21 protein-coding genes and 1 pseudogene are annotated in these 13,759 nt (G+C 44.0%); 5 read left to right on the forward strand and 17 right to left on the reverse strand.

What is annotated here, in order from left to right:
• The first annotated feature begins 178 nt into the window (after window positions 1-178).
• Both B1L02_RS16685 and B1L02_RS16690 read left to right on the forward strand, forming a co-directional pair.
• Window positions 179-661 (forward strand): hypothetical protein, encoded by a 483-nt coding sequence (locus tag B1L02_RS16685; RefSeq protein ID WP_088532300.1) that lies wholly within the window; start codon window positions 179-181, stop codon window positions 659-661.
• Between the two features lies 1 nt (window position 662).
• Window positions 663-1,541, forward strand: coding sequence for a TIGR03899 family protein (locus B1L02_RS16690; RefSeq protein WP_088531924.1), 879 nt, complete (start codon window positions 663-665; stop codon window positions 1,539-1,541).
• Between the two features lie 86 nt (window positions 1,542-1,627).
• Here the strand turns inward: B1L02_RS16690 and B1L02_RS16695 are convergent, their stop codons facing one another.
• From B1L02_RS16695 to dusA, 7 genes and pseudogenes are all read right to left on the reverse strand, one after another.
• On the reverse strand, window positions 1,628-2,389 hold the full coding sequence (locus tag B1L02_RS16695; RefSeq protein ID WP_088531925.1) for a TIGR04219 family outer membrane beta-barrel protein: 762 nt from the start codon (window positions 2,387-2,389) through the stop codon (window positions 1,628-1,630).
• Window positions 2,390-2,393: 4 nt separating this feature from the next.
• On the reverse strand, window positions 2,394-3,380 hold the full coding sequence (locus B1L02_RS16700; RefSeq protein WP_088531926.1) for a DUF2333 family protein: 987 nt from the start codon (window positions 3,378-3,380) through the stop codon (window positions 2,394-2,396).
• A gap of 17 nt (window positions 3,381-3,397) precedes the next feature.
• Entirely contained in the window at window positions 3,398-3,922 is a 525-nt protein-coding gene (locus B1L02_RS16705; RefSeq protein WP_088531927.1) for a copper chaperone PCu(A)C, read from the reverse strand.
• Window positions 3,923-4,017: 95 nt separating this feature from the next.
• Entirely contained in the window at window positions 4,018-4,359 is a 342-nt protein-coding gene (locus B1L02_RS16710; RefSeq protein WP_088531928.1) for a hypothetical protein, read from the reverse strand.
• Between the two features lie 23 nt (window positions 4,360-4,382).
• Window positions 4,383-4,592: a PspC domain-containing protein gene (locus B1L02_RS16715; RefSeq protein ID WP_088531929.1), complete on the reverse strand. Its 210-nt coding sequence runs from the start codon at window positions 4,590-4,592 to the stop codon at window positions 4,383-4,385.
• A 47-nt stretch (window positions 4,593-4,639) separates the two neighbouring features.
• Window positions 4,640-5,296: a PspA/IM30 family protein gene (locus B1L02_RS16720; protein WP_088531930.1), complete on the reverse strand. Its 657-nt coding sequence runs from the start codon at window positions 5,294-5,296 to the stop codon at window positions 4,640-4,642.
• A gap of 179 nt (window positions 5,297-5,475) precedes the next feature.
• Window positions 5,476-6,410: pseudogene (gene dusA / locus B1L02_RS16725) on the reverse strand (tRNA dihydrouridine(20/20a) synthase DusA).
• A gap of 188 nt (window positions 6,411-6,598) precedes the next feature.
• Here dusA and B1L02_RS16730 point away from each other — a divergent pair.
• From B1L02_RS16730 to B1L02_RS16735, 3 genes are all read left to right on the forward strand, one after another.
• Window positions 6,599-7,666, forward strand: coding sequence for a site-specific integrase (locus tag B1L02_RS16730; RefSeq protein WP_088531931.1), 1,068 nt, complete (start codon window positions 6,599-6,601; stop codon window positions 7,664-7,666).
• 304 nt (window positions 7,667-7,970) lie between these two features.
• Complete coding sequence (locus B1L02_RS23805; protein ID WP_157757250.1) at window positions 7,971-8,135, forward strand: hypothetical protein; 165 nt, start codon at window positions 7,971-7,973, stop codon at window positions 8,133-8,135.
• A 231-nt stretch (window positions 8,136-8,366) separates the two neighbouring features.
• Window positions 8,367-8,720: a hypothetical protein gene (locus B1L02_RS16735; protein WP_088531932.1), complete on the forward strand. Its 354-nt coding sequence runs from the start codon at window positions 8,367-8,369 to the stop codon at window positions 8,718-8,720.
• Between the two features lie 89 nt (window positions 8,721-8,809).
• On the opposite strand, the gene B1L02_RS23810 is transcribed toward B1L02_RS16735, so the two are convergent.
• The 10 genes from B1L02_RS23810 to B1L02_RS16770 all read right to left on the reverse strand — a co-directional run bounded on the left by B1L02_RS23810 (window position 8,810) and on the right by B1L02_RS16770 (window position 13,644).
• Window positions 8,810-8,947 carry a hypothetical protein gene (locus B1L02_RS23810; protein WP_157757251.1) on the reverse strand — a complete coding sequence of 46 codons (138 nt, stop codon included), beginning with the start codon at window positions 8,945-8,947 and terminating at the stop codon, window positions 8,810-8,812.
• Window positions 8,941-9,102, reverse strand: coding sequence for a hypothetical protein (locus B1L02_RS23815; RefSeq protein ID WP_157757252.1), 162 nt, complete (start codon window positions 9,100-9,102; stop codon window positions 8,941-8,943). The genes B1L02_RS23810 and B1L02_RS23815 overlap by 7 nt, the downstream gene beginning before the upstream one ends.
• Window positions 9,103-9,104: 2 nt before the next feature.
• Window positions 9,105-9,941, reverse strand: a complete 837-nt coding sequence (locus B1L02_RS24175; protein WP_197696990.1) for a hypothetical protein — start codon at window positions 9,939-9,941, stop codon at window positions 9,105-9,107.
• Window positions 9,941-10,984, reverse strand: a complete 1,044-nt coding sequence (locus tag B1L02_RS16745; RefSeq protein ID WP_088531933.1) for a hypothetical protein — start codon at window positions 10,982-10,984, stop codon at window positions 9,941-9,943. Before B1L02_RS16745 ends, B1L02_RS24175 begins: the two co-directional genes overlap by 1 nt.
• Window positions 10,984-11,814 carry a hypothetical protein gene (locus B1L02_RS16750; protein ID WP_088531934.1) on the reverse strand — a complete coding sequence of 277 codons (831 nt, stop codon included), beginning with the start codon at window positions 11,812-11,814 and terminating at the stop codon, window positions 10,984-10,986. The genes B1L02_RS16745 and B1L02_RS16750 overlap by 1 nt, the downstream gene beginning before the upstream one ends.
• Window positions 11,807-12,160 (reverse strand): hypothetical protein, encoded by a 354-nt coding sequence (locus B1L02_RS16755; protein ID WP_088531935.1) that lies wholly within the window; start codon window positions 12,158-12,160, stop codon window positions 11,807-11,809. Before B1L02_RS16755 ends, B1L02_RS16750 begins: the two co-directional genes overlap by 8 nt.
• 8 nt (window positions 12,161-12,168) lie before the next feature.
• Window positions 12,169-12,384, reverse strand: coding sequence for a hypothetical protein (locus tag B1L02_RS16760; protein WP_088531936.1), 216 nt, complete (start codon window positions 12,382-12,384; stop codon window positions 12,169-12,171).
• 113 nt (window positions 12,385-12,497) lie between these two features.
• A complete protein-coding gene (locus B1L02_RS16765; RefSeq protein WP_088531937.1) occupies window positions 12,498-12,824 on the reverse strand; it encodes a hypothetical protein in 327 nt (108 codons plus the stop codon).
• A gap of 11 nt (window positions 12,825-12,835) precedes the next feature.
• Window positions 12,836-13,081: a hypothetical protein gene (locus tag B1L02_RS24590; protein ID WP_232003104.1), complete on the reverse strand. Its 246-nt coding sequence runs from the start codon at window positions 13,079-13,081 to the stop codon at window positions 12,836-12,838.
• On the reverse strand, window positions 13,078-13,644 hold the full coding sequence (locus B1L02_RS16770; protein WP_232003105.1) for a major capsid protein P2: 567 nt from the start codon (window positions 13,642-13,644) through the stop codon (window positions 13,078-13,080). Before B1L02_RS16770 ends, B1L02_RS24590 begins: the two co-directional genes overlap by 4 nt.
• Between the last annotated feature and the right edge of the window lie 115 nt (window positions 13,645-13,759).

Genomic DNA, 13,759 nt, shown 5'->3' on the forward strand with positions numbered 1-13,759 from the left:
TGATTCACTCCAGTGTTTACCATCTTACAAAATATGGTACATTTTTACTATTACAGTTCTGTTTGATTAACATACATGAAATATTATAGTCGAGCATAGAACAAAAGAGATGATTTAGCATACTTTTTACCAAAGAGGATTCTGTATCAAACGTTTATCTACTCCTATTAGAATGCTGATGATTTTGGCACTTGTCATTGTGATTGCTGGTTTAGCGATGCCACACCATTATAAAGTGGTAAAAAGCACCGTTCTTTCTGCAAATAACACAACACTCTCTCCATTAGTGTTATCCCACTGGCCGGCATTATTTAATTGGCAAGCAACCGAAGATATCTACTTTCGTATTCTGCCAAAAAAGCAACGAGTAGGTGGCTCAGCAGTTTTAGTGCATCCTTGGGGAGAGGCAGAAATGACCATCACCAAAATCAACGAACAGAGTTTAGAGCTGTCATTGTATTTAGACGACGAACACTTGGCCAAAATTAGCCTTAATTTGTTTACCGTTCAAGCCGATAAACAACTGACAATCACGATTGAAGGAAGAGCGAATACACCCTTTATTGGCAGTTTTATCGCACTTTTTATGCAACAGTACTTACCACAAGTAACTAACTCTGCGGTGAATCATATGCATACACTGTATAAACTACGAGCTTGATATGGCAGTCAAAAATGCACAAGTAAAGTCAGCCTTAGCGCTTTCGATTGAAGAAAAGCTCGGCTATCCCATGGTGAAGCGGATCACACCGCTTGTCACTCAAAATGACCGTTATCAGTCTGATAAGAATAAAGACAACCAATACACGGTACGAACTCAACATGGTACATTAAAACGTGCTCTTAAACGCCAACAATTAATCAAAATCCAACGCCAGCAAAATCTTGAGGGCATTATGGGAATGGCGCTTACATTATGCCCTGAGGTTACTGCCCGAGGTCGCCCCGATCCCGATTGGTTGGAGCACTTCATCACCCTTGCAGAAGACATTGCAAATCACTCCATGCAAAAGTTGTGGGCAAAAATTTTAGTGGGAGAAAGTATTACGCCCGGCACTTTTTCAATTAAAAGTCTGCAAACCTTAAAAATGATGACCCAACGTGAAGCAACCGCATTACAAAGGTGCGCACCACTGTGCGGCTACTTAGAAAAAGAAGACAGCTACCTCATTCTTCATGGTTATTATAAAAAGCCCTCTATTTTTGATTTGTTACGTAAAGGCAGCACCGAATCCATCAACTTAAGCCAAGCAGGGCTAAACTTCCCAAATATTCTCACTTTGATGGACATTAATATCCTTTATCGGCAAGAAATTGAGTCCGCATCGCTACAAAAAGGACAGTCAATGCAACTGGTGTATTTACGTAAAAAAATGACCTTAACGGCCAAATCCAATGACTTGGTGCTGAGCTATTACAAGTTGACGCAAACCGGAGACGAGCTAAAAAAATTACTCCAAAGCCCAATCAATAAACAATACAAACAACTTGTGGAAAAGGCCTTTGAAAGCGAATTTTCTCTCGAGTGGGAAGAAAGATAAGAAAGCTGTTTTATTTACTCAACACAAACAAAAACGGCTTGGTCGATTACACATCCCAAGCCGCTGAAATTGTATACTACACAATCTTAGAAATGTAGTTGGATCCCTGCAAATGGACCAGAAACATCCAAATCAGTGTAGATATCGTCAATATCATCTAGCTCAAGTACCATAGAGCGATAGCCCACTTTTACCGCAACGTCGACAGCCATATTATCGATAAACTCATAAGCGATACCGATTTGATAATCTTGGATTTTGCTGTCATCAATTGCAAGCATGCTGCCCTCAGCAAAAACACTGAGCCCAGTAAGTGGTAAACCAACTTCACCACGTAAATAACCCAGTGGAACAAAGCCAGAGAATTCAACTTCTTCTGTGCGTGTTTGACCATTTGCAGTACCGCTTACCATGATAGAGCCGTCAAACTGCTTAAAATTCACACCAAAGTCTAACGTCAACAAGTCATTGTCTAACACTTCGTAGTACAATGTGTAGTCTATGTGGTTTAGATCTGCGTTTGTTGTCGCATCAGTACCTACCGTATAAACTTGGCCGCCAAAGTCAAAAGACTCTGTTAACGTCGTCTGACCATTCAACTCTAGCTCGGTGTAGCGTAGCTTGATATTTGGCACTAACGGCACTGGATGCTCAAGTGCCGCATAGAAACTAGTAAAAGTTTCGTCGTCAAAGTTAAAGGTTTGCATATTGCCTTTTTCAGCAAAGCTACCCTCGGTTTCGGTATCCCACCCTTCTGCACCGACATAAAGCCCGAGTACCGTATCTGCGTGTGCAGCAGGTGCTAAACAAGCGAGAGATAATGCCGCCGCTAAAAAGTGTTTTTTCATGATGTTATCCTTGCGCTAAAAGTTCACTAAGTTCGATGAGAGCCGCATTGGCTCGCGAAATATAATTTGCCATCACCAGCGAGTGATTCGCGACTAAACCAAAGCCGCTACCGTTTAGTACCATAGGACTCCATACGGTTTCCTGTGTCGCTTCTAACTCTCTGATGATCTGCTGCAGACTGACCAATGCATTTTTCTTTTCAAGCACAGGCCTAAAGTCATGCTCAACTGCTTTCATGTAATGTAGCAAAGCCCACGTCGCGCCTCTGGCCTCGTAAAATACATCATCAATCTGCCACCAAGAGGTTTTCACCATATTATGGCTTGGTGTCACAGTTGCTTGATCCGCTGCCGAATCTCCAGCCAAATCTGTATTTAATCTGTCTTGACCTACGCTTGCACTTAATCTTTGACTTAAACTGCCCATGCGCTTTTCGGCCTCTTTTAGCCAAGATCTTAAGTTATCCGCTCGCGCATAAAACTGACTGTCGCGGTTACTATTATCAGAAATTTGAGTTAAATACTGACGTAGTAAGTCGTTACCTTTTTGATATTCACCTTCTGCACTTGGCCACATCCACGCTGTTGAACTGATATTAAACTGTGGCTGGGCTAGTTTTAAACTTGGGTGTTCAGTCGATTGAGATTGTGAACGACTAAAGTCTTTACGCATCGAAAGCGTAAGATCTCGTGTCATCTCAAGCACGCCGTATTCCCAAGCTGGCATGTTATCCATCATTACGCTCGGTGGCATCATGTCATTCGACAAGTAACCACCCGGCTTATTCAGCAGCGTATCCGTCACTTTAATCAAGGTATGTGTCGTCACATATCCAGTGACTAATGTATTGCCATTTTTCTGGGCATCCGCTTTTGCGGCCGCGACGACGTCAAACTGGTCCGGTTCCACACTCCAATACACGGCTATAACATAACCCAGAAGTATGACAGCGATAATGCCAGAGATGATTTTTCCCGTATGATTTCCCATTTAATACCTCACTGTTTTTAGTGATGAGAGTGATGTCCTGCATTTGATTTTTCTTTGCCACCAAACATATCTGCAAGTGCGACGACTTCCGCCATTGTGAAGATCCTATCGCCATCAGCAAAATATAGCGTAAGCTTGCGCTTCTCACCGACTTTTAATGTTTCTATTGGCTCAAACACCATTAAGTGATAACCACCAGGTTGAAATTTCACTGATTTACCTGCTGGAATAGCTAGCTCGTCAACACGTTGCATTTTCATCATGTCTTCTTTATGAACATGCTCGTGAATTTCAACACGCTTAACGCCTTCGAGCGTGGCCTTAACCAACACTTTATTTTGCTGAGTTGGATTTTCTATAACGAGATAACCTGCAGTAGAAGGCGCGGCTGGTAAAAATGCACGCACGGTTGCGTTGTGAACAGAAAGTTGCTCCGAACCATGATGGTGTTTATCATGTTCATGCCCTTGATGAGCTGGAGCGTTAAAGCCGATAAAAGTTGATAACGCAAAAATTAAGGTTTTGATTACACTTGATTTCATGTTGGCTTTCCTTGGATTTATAACTGCAAATAACTATATCACAGATCCCAATTTAGCGTGTTTTTTATCTCCTACCACCAACAAAAACCCACAGTTCAAGCTTTTACTTGAGCAGATTTATCTACCACTAGCCACACAATTGCAATAATACAAATGAGCGGAAATAACACAATCAGAGAATTAAATAGCAATGTCATTACTAGCCCAATGAACACAATAAGGAGTAACCCTAAAATACCTGCACTCAAGAGTGCTCCCAGCACCACCAGCGCTACAATTGCAAATAGCAACGTGAGTATTTCAAAGCCAAACCAACCTAGGTCAAATCCCATATCGAGTTGCAGATCGCTAATGTCTAGCCATACCAGTGGCAACGACACCCAAGATAGCGCCAATAAAAATACCAGCGCTAATAATATACCGGCCACGACTTTCATAGTGCCTACCTCGCCGCCTATGCTTAGTTTTCGTAATGCGCTTTTGGCATTGCAAACCAAGCGACGCCATACGCCAATAACACCAACATTGGAAACTTAAAAAACAGCAATACTGTTAGTAAACGCGTTAACCAAATTGGCATATCAAAACGTTGTGCTAGTTGCGCACAGACGCCACCAATTTTCTTTGAACTATTCATTTGAGACAGTGTTGATTGATATCTATTTTTCATCTTTATCCCCTTTCGTCTTGATTGCTCAGTCGTTGCAGTGGGCGAGCCTAGCTCGCCATTTTTTGCTTTAATTGGGCTAATTCATCGTCGATTTGTTGTTGCTTTTGCTCATCTTCAAAGCGCTGCCATACATCAGGCTGCCCTAAGTCGTATGACTCAACTTCAGCTTCAAGGCGCGCCACCTTACGCTCTAACTCGTCGAACTTGCGCGTTGCAGATCGCATGTCGTCACTATTCAGCGTTTGTTTGATGGTTAACCTTGCCTTACCAGTTTCCAAGCGGCGCAACATGGCCTTTTCTTTTGCCTTTAATTGCTGAATTTTGCTTTGTAACTTGTCTGCATCCGTGCTGAGCTTTTCAAGTGCAGGCGTAAGATCATCAATTTTTTGCTGTGCTTCTTGCGCTTTTTCGGCTTCTCGCTGCTTTTGCTCAAGGGCTGAGCGGGCAAGATCTTCACGATCTTTTTCAAGGGCATGTTCGGCTTTGCTTTGCCACGTTGCCGCTGCCTTATTCGCTTGCTCAACTTGGCGCAGCGCTACTTTTTGTTGGCAAATAAGCTCCGCTGCCATTGCACGACAATCAGATAGCGCTTCTTCTAAATCGCGCACTAACTGAGTTGCCATTTTTTGTGGGTCTTCTGCTTTATCTAATAAAGCGTTAAGTTCTGCTTTGATAAGATCTTCAATTCTGTTGATGATGGTCATTGTTCGGCTCCTTTTATAATATAGTTAGACTATTCCAAGAGCCGTGCCAAAAATAAAAACAAAATTAAATCATTGGGTTAAGGGTTTTTGAGAAGAAAAATAGATTTATTGAGATACATTAAATAGTGAAAAAGACGATAAAATCGTCTTTTTCACACATAGGATTGGGTTAGCGTATTTTACGCTTCAGGTACAAAAGACAGCGCCTTTTCCATCACCTCAATGCCAGCCTCTTTTTTGTGACCGTTTTCTGATAAATGGCGACGGAACCCTCTCGCACCGGGTTGATTTTGAAAAATACCCAACATGTGACGCGCAATATGCCAAAAGTTTGCACCATTCGACATTTCACTTTCAAAGTAGTCATACATGCTTCTTACGACTTGATGGCGAGTTTGCGTAAACGCAGCTTCGCCATACAGCAGCTCATCAACCTGCGACAACATAAACGGGTTGCTATAAGCCTCTCGGCCAACCATTACGCCGTCAAGGTGGGCTAAATGGTGCTGGCACTCCTCAAGAGTCTTAACACCACCATTAATACTAATATGCAGATCTGGGTAATCTTTCTTTAATTGATAAACGCGAGGATAATCTAATGGTGGGATCTCACGGTTTTCTTTCGGGCTTAAGCCTTGCAACCATGCTTTACGGGCATGAATAATAAAGTCATCACAGCCAACCGCCTTCGAGGCCTCAATCAACACCGTAAGAAACTCATAGGAATCTTGTTCATCAATACCAATGCGCGTTTTTACTGTGACCGGAATATTCACTTCTGCCTTCATCGCCGCCACACAATCAGCAACGAGCTGAGGCTCAGCCATTAAACACGCACCAAAGCGACCATTTTGCACACGATCTGACGGGCAACCTACATTCAGGTTTACCTCACTGTAACCATATTCCTCAGCACGCTTAGCGCACTCCGCCAACGCTTTAGGATCAGAGCCCCCAATTGTAGCGCCACCGGCAACTCATGCGCACCGAATGCCAAATAATCTCCTTTACCAAAAATAATCGCACCAGTGGTGATCATTTCAGTATAAAGCACCGCATGTTTAGTCAGCTTACGATGAAAGGTTCTGCAATGGCGATCCGTCCAATCCAGCATGGGTGCAACGCTAAAGCGGCGAAAGGCTGAATCACTTGTATTTTCTGGCTTAGCGCCTGATTTAACTGAACTTTGCATAGTACCTCTAGTGCTCTGGATCGCCTTGAAATTCCATAAAATTCGGTATACAGTCACCCTCATGTCACCCCTCATGGGTAGGACAGATCAATAACTTATAAGGAATTCCTGTGGCTGGTTTTAGAATCGAAAAACGCAAGCTTAGCTCTGGCGAACTCCGCTATAAATGTATAGTTCGCGAGAAAAGCCAAGGCAAGATTATACACAATGAAAGCAAAACATTCAGCACAAAAGCACTTGCCGATACATGGGGCAAAAAGCGTGTACATGAACTTGAAACTGAAAGGGTGACTGAAAAGAAACGCACAGTCACCCTAGGCACCCTACTCAATATGTACTTTGAAGATCACGACTTGTGGAATAGAACAGGCCGCACTAAGCAGTACGTGATTAAGATGCTGATGGATTGCGATATAGCCAAAATCCAATCTAATGCGCTTAAAGTAAGTGATGTGATAGAGCATTGCAGAAACCGCCGCGATGCTGGCGCAAGCCCTTCAACTATCTATCATGATGTTGCTTACCTGCGCTCGGTGATGAAGGTGGCCTATCCCGTTTGGAACATAGACGCCAACTATAAAATATTTGAAGATGCCGTACCGGTGTTAATCGATATGGGGCTGGTTGGCAAAAGCCAAAAGCGCACCCGCCGTCCAACAAGTGATGAACTCGAACGACTGCGCGAAGGACTACAAAAACGGATGGAGTACCGTCCGAACGGCGCCAAGCGCATTCCTTACCTTGATATTTTAGACTTTAGCCTACTGACTTGTATGCGTATAGGGGAAGTGTGCAAAATCACTTGGGATGACCTAAACACCCAGCATAAAACGGTGATGGTCAGAGATAGAAAAGACCCCCGCAAAAAAGCAGGTAATCACATGATAGTACCGCTCCTTGGTGGCTCGTTTGATATTGCAAAGCGTCAGCCAAAAATCGATGAGCGAGTATTTCCCCACAACCCACGAAGCGTAACCGCAGGGTTCCAACGGGTACGTAATGAATTAGGAATTGAAGATCTGCGCTATCACGACTTACGCCGCGAAGGAGCAAGCCGACTTTTTGAAAAGGGCTATACGATTGAAGAAGTTGCCCAAGTTACTGGGCATCGGAATTTAAATATTCTTTGGCAGGTGTATACTCAGTTGTTTCCGCATAAATTGCATGACAAGAGTTAAACCCAATTAGCAAAAAGCAGCGCACGTCCCATATTTAGGAAGATGAGCAATTTGTACATTTTTTTGCCTTAGATCAGTTTATTGGCTAGCAAATATTTTTATAGCTAGCTAAAAATCAACAAGTTTGATACAAAAGTACTACTTAGTAGTTTTCCAAGTACTTTGCACACACTTATGCTTAACCATCTCGTGTGCATTAATTCATGAATATCCAACAAGGAGGTTTGTAGACCAACTTATTCAATATTAACGCTCTGGTACGTTTGTGTTGGCTTCTTGCCAGACAAGTATCAGGAAACAATCTATGATCGGATTAGACATCACCTTGTTAGTAGCACTATATACTGACTTAAAAGGTGCTGTTCTGTTTGCAGTTGAACATGCTGCTGCGATTAAAGATCTTGCCACTGCCTACTACCTTTCAACACTGGCAAGCAAGAATCTTCGCAAAGAAAACAAGAACAAATAAATTACCTTACCAAATAGGTAACAGCTTCAACTGTATAAACTGTGCCTAAAGAATAAAATTTCAAATTAGTAGCGTCTTTTACTTTATGAGTTTTGGCGCTCAGCAAGCATTTAAAACAACAAATAACATAAACTAAAATTGAACGGGTTGTATCAAGTCAATAAACTGGGACAAGAGAGAAGCTTATCCGTTATTGAAACGTTATACCCAAGTTAAGCAACAGGACTATTTATGGCTGATATACTTACCACTGTTTCTACTGCAATTACGTTAGCTACTAGACTTCGCGAGGTCGGTAAAAATATCGAAGACGCAGAGTTTAAGAATCTACTTGCAGACTTAAGTCTGGAATTAGCAGACGCTAAGCTAAAAATTGCAGATTTAGTTTCGGAAAACGTATCATTAAAAGAGAAGCTCGAAGATATTACTAGTGCATCAGGTGAAAGATGCCCAAGTTGTAATAATCGAACTTTCAAAATAATTTCAACTAGACCACACCCAACATTTGGTCGCTTGGGCGCGAAAGAAAGGGAATATAAGTGTTCCACCTGCAATTTTGAAGAAACAAAGATGATTGAGCCATAACAAATCGTTCCACTGCGAAACTTTTAACCGTCCGAAAATGACACCTGTATGATTGTCAGATTCGATAAAAATCTGACAATTCAATTGCGCTAAGGACTCACACCGAGCGCCTGTTTTACCGCATCGACAATTTGATCATCAAGCTTATTATCAGAGCGCTTTACTAAGCGCTCTGCGGTATAAATACAAATTCGCGTTAACAGATACTTGCTGAATACTCCTAACATCGCTTGTCCTCCAGTTTAGTTAGCCTCGCTTTAATGGATCTTAACTCTTCTTTAAACGTGTCTTTTATCCACTTTACGTCTGTTTTGATGGTGGCTATGGTGGCAATGCCCACCCCAGCTTGAATTAAAATGCCTAAAATTGCGCTGTCGCTCATGGTTACCTCGCTTGTACGGTTGCTATGGTTTGTGGTGATACCTCAGCGTCTAGCAGTACTTGGTACTCTGGCCGTAAACGCATATCAGCATCAAAAATGGTATCTACCAACGCTTGGTTCTGTGGGTTTAACTTTAAGATGGCTTCAAGCCACAGTTCGTCTTTTACGCGATAGCTAAAATCTAGTTTTGACCTATCGAGAAAAAAACCCGCCCATTCGCGCTCAATATCATGTGAACCGTTCGCCTTAAATTGCAGTTTTGCAAGCCAGTTGCCCAGCGGCTCAGTAACCGATTTAGAGCCGTTATCAATATATTTGTAGACGTAATAAATACCGCCAATAGTGAGTAAAAGGCTCAAGTTTTTACTAATAAAATTACCCATAAAACCCCATTCAAAACCGCGTTGTATTTGCTCGGGTTGATATGGTTGCTCGCCATTTTCCATGGTTATCATGGCTGCTATCACCTTTGGATAATCGCTTTCAGACAATGGCTGCTGACTATCAACGCCCACACGTTTCGATACGAACTCGATATAATTAGCCGTGTCGTTTTCAGTCGGCGGTGCCCACCTATTGATAATGCCGTCTATATTCACAATGCCGTATTTAGTGGCGTAGGTTCGCAAGATACGCGCGGCTGCACGAATGCCATGTTCAGCGGTTTCAAAAATAGCAAAGCGGCCATCGGTGCCAACTAAGCCAACCCAATTTTCACCCGCTTCAATATTAAGTGGATTGTTATTGCGGATCCCCCGCGCTGATTGCTGCGTCGTCATGTATACCCCAATTCCCAAAACAATTAACGCTGTGATGATGTGTGATGTTTCGAGCCGCATTACGCCCGTTCCTCAAGAATTTGCACATCACCCAACGAAAGCAGCGCATCTTGATTGGTGAACACCGATTCAAAATACATCACAGATGGTGTGAAGTTGGCGTGGCCGTTTTCCCGAGCGGTTGTTTTGGGTGGTGATACACAGGCCATAAATAACCTGTGCCACCCCTTTGATAGCGTGATACTTAACGTTTTATTGCCATAAGGCCAGTTTGTATCACCTTCAGGCGTAGACACTTTGCTCGTATTTACACTTCGGTCATACTTGAACAGCTTTAACACTTCCGTACCAATATCCCCAACCGTTGCGTATATTCCCGCTTCGTATGGACCGCCCCCTGTCTCAGTCCACGGATAGGTTCTGACTGTGTCGTCTATTTGCAAATCAAACGGGACGTTGTCCAGCTCATCAGGGATAAACACATCAAAATAAGGCACGCTCTCGCCCTCTAACTGAGAGCGCGTATATGGCATGTTATTGTTGTAGTTTAGCCACTTAACAACATACGGTAGCTGGATACTTTGGGATTGAAACACGCGCTTATTTTCGGCTGAGATAAAATAATAAATATCACCGAAGTTTGTGAGCTCAATCTCGGAACCACCTTTGAATAGCCGCCCATTTTTAATTGCGCCAAACTCGGCTTTCATATTCGCACCGCCAATCCACATATCAAAAGGTGCTTCTATTAATGCTCGTAATCGTGGTGGGTCGAAATCAAGTAATTTATTTACACCGGGTCTGGTTGCAATTGTTCGAGAAACTATTGAGGCCGCACGTTCAGGCTGTGGAGTATAGTCATACTTATGCTTTCCAACCCATACTGTCACTCGCATATCTCGTTCAGCGTGAAGGTAGAGCGAAGCAAAGCGAATATCATTCAGATTAAGTCCCTGAACAACATCACTATCTAGTACCGCCTTACCATGCTCATCGAACATTTTCACTCTCAATCCAAGCGAGGAACGAACAACTGCGAATGCAGTTCCTGCATCGTTAACCTCCCAAACATCTCCCGCCTTTAACTCGTTACTTATCAACATTAGCTTGCCCTCATCATTGCTACGGCCATCGACATTCCACCTAAGCCCAGCATTACGTACATCATGGTTTTATTGGTGCTGATTGCGAGCTGTTGCCCATCAGAACGGCTCGCATGATCGGCAAATTGCAAAGCCTGTTTATGGGCAAGCAATGTTTGGTCATTAAAGGTTTCTTGCGCCTTGGATGTTGACTCCATAAATTGAAGCCCCAAGTCTTTTGCCAAATTGGATGCGTTATCCATCGAATAGATCGCCACGTCACTCATCCGCGCATTCGCACCATCAAGGGCGCTTACGGTGGTGTCGATGGTGTCGCCCGCAAAACCGACAACGTCGCTACTTATTCCCGCTGAAATGGTCATCATTTCTCGGGCGAGATCGCTGTTTTCCGCTATTACGTCACGGCTAAGTGCGCTTTGCGCCTGAATGCTATCAGCTGCAATATCGCTGGTATGCGCCATTGCATTTTCACCGAAGAGCATTGCGTTACTGGCCGTATCACTCACTTGTGTAAGTGCGCGCTCTCCAAATACCATAGCATCAGTCATCGCGCCGCCTGCAAATTCAAGCGAATCGCGATTCACTTGGCTGGAGTAGTCAAAACCATCACGAGCTAGGTCACTGGCATAATCAAAGCCCGCGATATTTGCAGCCATCATATCCGCCCCAAGTGACTCAATCGCACCCACAAGGCCGTGATCGGTTTGTGTTATGTTGTAAGTGTTGCCATCACCATTAGTGATATAACCATTGTTATCACCCTGCACCCCAAGACTTGTGCTGGTATTGTGCGTGGTTTGGCTTGATCTGCTTCTGGATTTACTACCCATCTAGAGCCATCCTATAAACTGCATAGCCGTCTTCATCTGTCGATTCGTAGACAAATGAATAAGCCGACAATAAACGGTTTAACGCCTTGCGCTTTGTGTGATACACGATAGAGGGAGCCAGCAGTTTACGTGCAAGCGCGACAATACATGGCGCGATTAATCGCAAATTTTTACCCTCTGCACAGACCACACAAAGCCCATCGCGGTCTTGGCGAAGCACGCAATAGCAACCAGCAAACTCAACCAATACCGCCAAGCCTTTTTCTATCTCTGCTTTTATGACTTCAAAATCTTGTGCTGCCGCAGATTGAATGTGGTGAATTTCGCTAATATTTGCCACTCGCATTTCGCCCCCTACTTCTTCAACACGTACCACGCGGCAACGGCCACAACCCCAATAATCAGCAACTGATTATTACCACTGCCACCAAAGTTAATATTGCCGCCTGTAAAACCAATTGACTGTGTTTGGTCGCCTGTTCGAGATGACGCGCTAGAGCTAATCGGGCTGCCCGCGCCATTCGTCAGGTTAGGCACAGCCCCCGTAGCGCCTAACATTGCGCCAACCATCAGGCTTGATCCTTGTCACGCATCCAGTCGCGAACGTAGTCCGCCACAATTGCACCGACTACCGAAATAGCCACCCCATACGCAAAATATTTCAAGTTCTTTGGATTATTCATTTATTTCATTGCCTTCATCACTAAAGCCACTGCTAGCAGCCCACCAAAGCCATACAGCACGGTTTTTTGAGGTAAACCGAAAACCATTGGCTCTCTAGGCTGCGCCGTTTGGGTTTTTGGCGCATCCACAAGCACAGCCGCGCCATTATCTAGCTCAGCTGTGTTCATGTGCTCTTTTTGGGTGATCCCATTGGAAGACTTAACCGCTTTTACTTTCTCGTAATCGCCCCACATTTTGAGCGCGTTCCCCAAAAATGAGTTCGCGCCATCCCAAAAGCCACCACCGGTATTTGTTGCCGCCACTGTTGGCGCTCCCTCTGGTTGCATAACTCAACCCCTTAGAATGTTGATTTCGCGTAATCGTCAAAGTAATGAACGACGACTTCAGCGCTGCCCGCTTCCGATGCCTCAACACGTAAGCGCATATCGTTAATGCTGTTGTCTAGTGCCAGCGCGCTAAACACATCACCAGATAAGAACAAGTCAATGGCGTGAGTATTCGCTCGCGGTGAGCGCCCGCGCTGTTTAAGGTGGTGTTTGTGCAGCGGTGCTGGAATGTGGTCGCGCCATTTCACGTTGTTCACGAGAAATTCGGCTGAATCAACCCCGCCTTTTTAATCTCAATCAAGGCAATTTTTGCACCTAATGGGCGTGGTAAGTTCTCAATCTCGTTGATACCCACTGCAAAGTTGTAGCGAAATGTTCGACGCTTAAACAGCCAACCAGGTGCGCTTGGAGATGACTTTTCAGCAAATGCTTTAATCACTGGCGCTGTGGCATCTTGGGCAATATCAAACTTAATTTGCACGATAGAAAGCCCCACCGTACCAAGGGAGAAAAAGCGTTGTTCGACCAAAGACGGGTTTAATACACCTTGGATCTCAGGACGGGCAAAATACAATGTTGCATACCCTGCGGCTTGCTCACGCTTAAAGTAGGCGTTTTCATCCAGTAGATCTTGCAGCGTACCGTACTCGGTAAGTGTGCGGCCTTGCAGCTCTACACGTAAATTTTTAATTTGCTCGGGCGTGACACCAGAATATTCAAAATGAATTTTCTCGTAAGTACGGCCAACTGGTAGTGTGACAGATACACTCCCGCCAGCGGCAACGCCAGTTAGGTTATTAAGTGGAGAAACTTCTAACATTACGCCCCTTAACCTACGATTGTGCGCTTGATTGGACGAAGTGCGCGGACGTTAGTTAGTACGGCTAAAACGCCCAAAGTCATACCCACGGACGTTAAAACTGTTTTACTGATCA

Origin of the sequence: Pseudoalteromonas piscicida (genome assembly GCF_002208135.1) — a bacterium.
GTDB classification, from domain to species: domain Bacteria; phylum Pseudomonadota; class Gammaproteobacteria; order Enterobacterales; family Alteromonadaceae; genus Pseudoalteromonas; species Pseudoalteromonas piscicida_A.

Coding starts and splice junctions, on each gene's coding strand:
- B1L02_RS16685 (WP_088532300.1), top strand. CDS start 179: ATGATTTTGGCACTTGTCATTGTGATTGCTGGTTTAGCGATGCCACAC.
- B1L02_RS16690 (WP_088531924.1), top strand. CDS start 663: ATGGCAGTCAAAAATGCACAAGTAAAGTCAGCCTTAGCGCTTTCGATT.
- B1L02_RS16695 (WP_088531925.1), bottom strand. CDS start 2,389: ATGAAAAAACACTTTTTAGCGGCGGCATTATCTCTCGCTTGTTTAGCA.
- B1L02_RS16700 (WP_088531926.1), bottom strand. CDS start 3,380: ATGGGAAATCATACGGGAAAAATCATCTCTGGCATTATCGCTGTCATA.
- B1L02_RS16705 (WP_088531927.1), bottom strand. CDS start 3,922: ATGAAATCAAGTGTAATCAAAACCTTAATTTTTGCGTTATCAACTTTT.
- B1L02_RS16710 (WP_088531928.1), bottom strand. CDS start 4,359: ATGAAAGTCGTGGCCGGTATATTATTAGCGCTGGTATTTTTATTGGCG.
- B1L02_RS16715 (WP_088531929.1), bottom strand. CDS start 4,592: ATGAAAAATAGATATCAATCAACACTGTCTCAAATGAATAGTTCAAAG.
- B1L02_RS16720 (WP_088531930.1), bottom strand. CDS start 5,296: ATGACCATCATCAACAGAATTGAAGATCTTATCAAAGCAGAACTTAAC.
- B1L02_RS23805 (WP_157757250.1), top strand. CDS start 7,971: ATGATCGGATTAGACATCACCTTGTTAGTAGCACTATATACTGACTTA.
- B1L02_RS16735 (WP_088531932.1), top strand. CDS start 8,367: ATGGCTGATATACTTACCACTGTTTCTACTGCAATTACGTTAGCTACT.
- B1L02_RS23810 (WP_157757251.1), bottom strand. CDS start 8,947: ATGTTAGGAGTATTCAGCAAGTATCTGTTAACGCGAATTTGTATTTAT.
- B1L02_RS23815 (WP_157757252.1), bottom strand. CDS start 9,102: ATGAGCGACAGCGCAATTTTAGGCATTTTAATTCAAGCTGGGGTGGGC.
- B1L02_RS24175 (WP_197696990.1), bottom strand. CDS start 9,941: ATGCGGCTCGAAACATCACACATCATCACAGCGTTAATTGTTTTGGGA.
- B1L02_RS16745 (WP_088531933.1), bottom strand. CDS start 10,984: ATGTTGATAAGTAACGAGTTAAAGGCGGGAGATGTTTGGGAGGTTAAC.
- B1L02_RS16750 (WP_088531934.1), bottom strand. CDS start 11,814: ATGGGTAGTAAATCCAGAAGCAGATCAAGCCAAACCACGCACAATACC.
- B1L02_RS16755 (WP_088531935.1), bottom strand. CDS start 12,160: ATGCGAGTGGCAAATATTAGCGAAATTCACCACATTCAATCTGCGGCA.
- B1L02_RS16760 (WP_088531936.1), bottom strand. CDS start 12,384: ATGGTTGGCGCAATGTTAGGCGCTACGGGGGCTGTGCCTAACCTGACG.
- B1L02_RS16765 (WP_088531937.1), bottom strand. CDS start 12,824: ATGCAACCAGAGGGAGCGCCAACAGTGGCGGCAACAAATACCGGTGGT.
- B1L02_RS16770 (WP_232003105.1), bottom strand. CDS start 13,644: ATGTTAGAAGTTTCTCCACTTAATAACCTAACTGGCGTTGCCGCTGGC.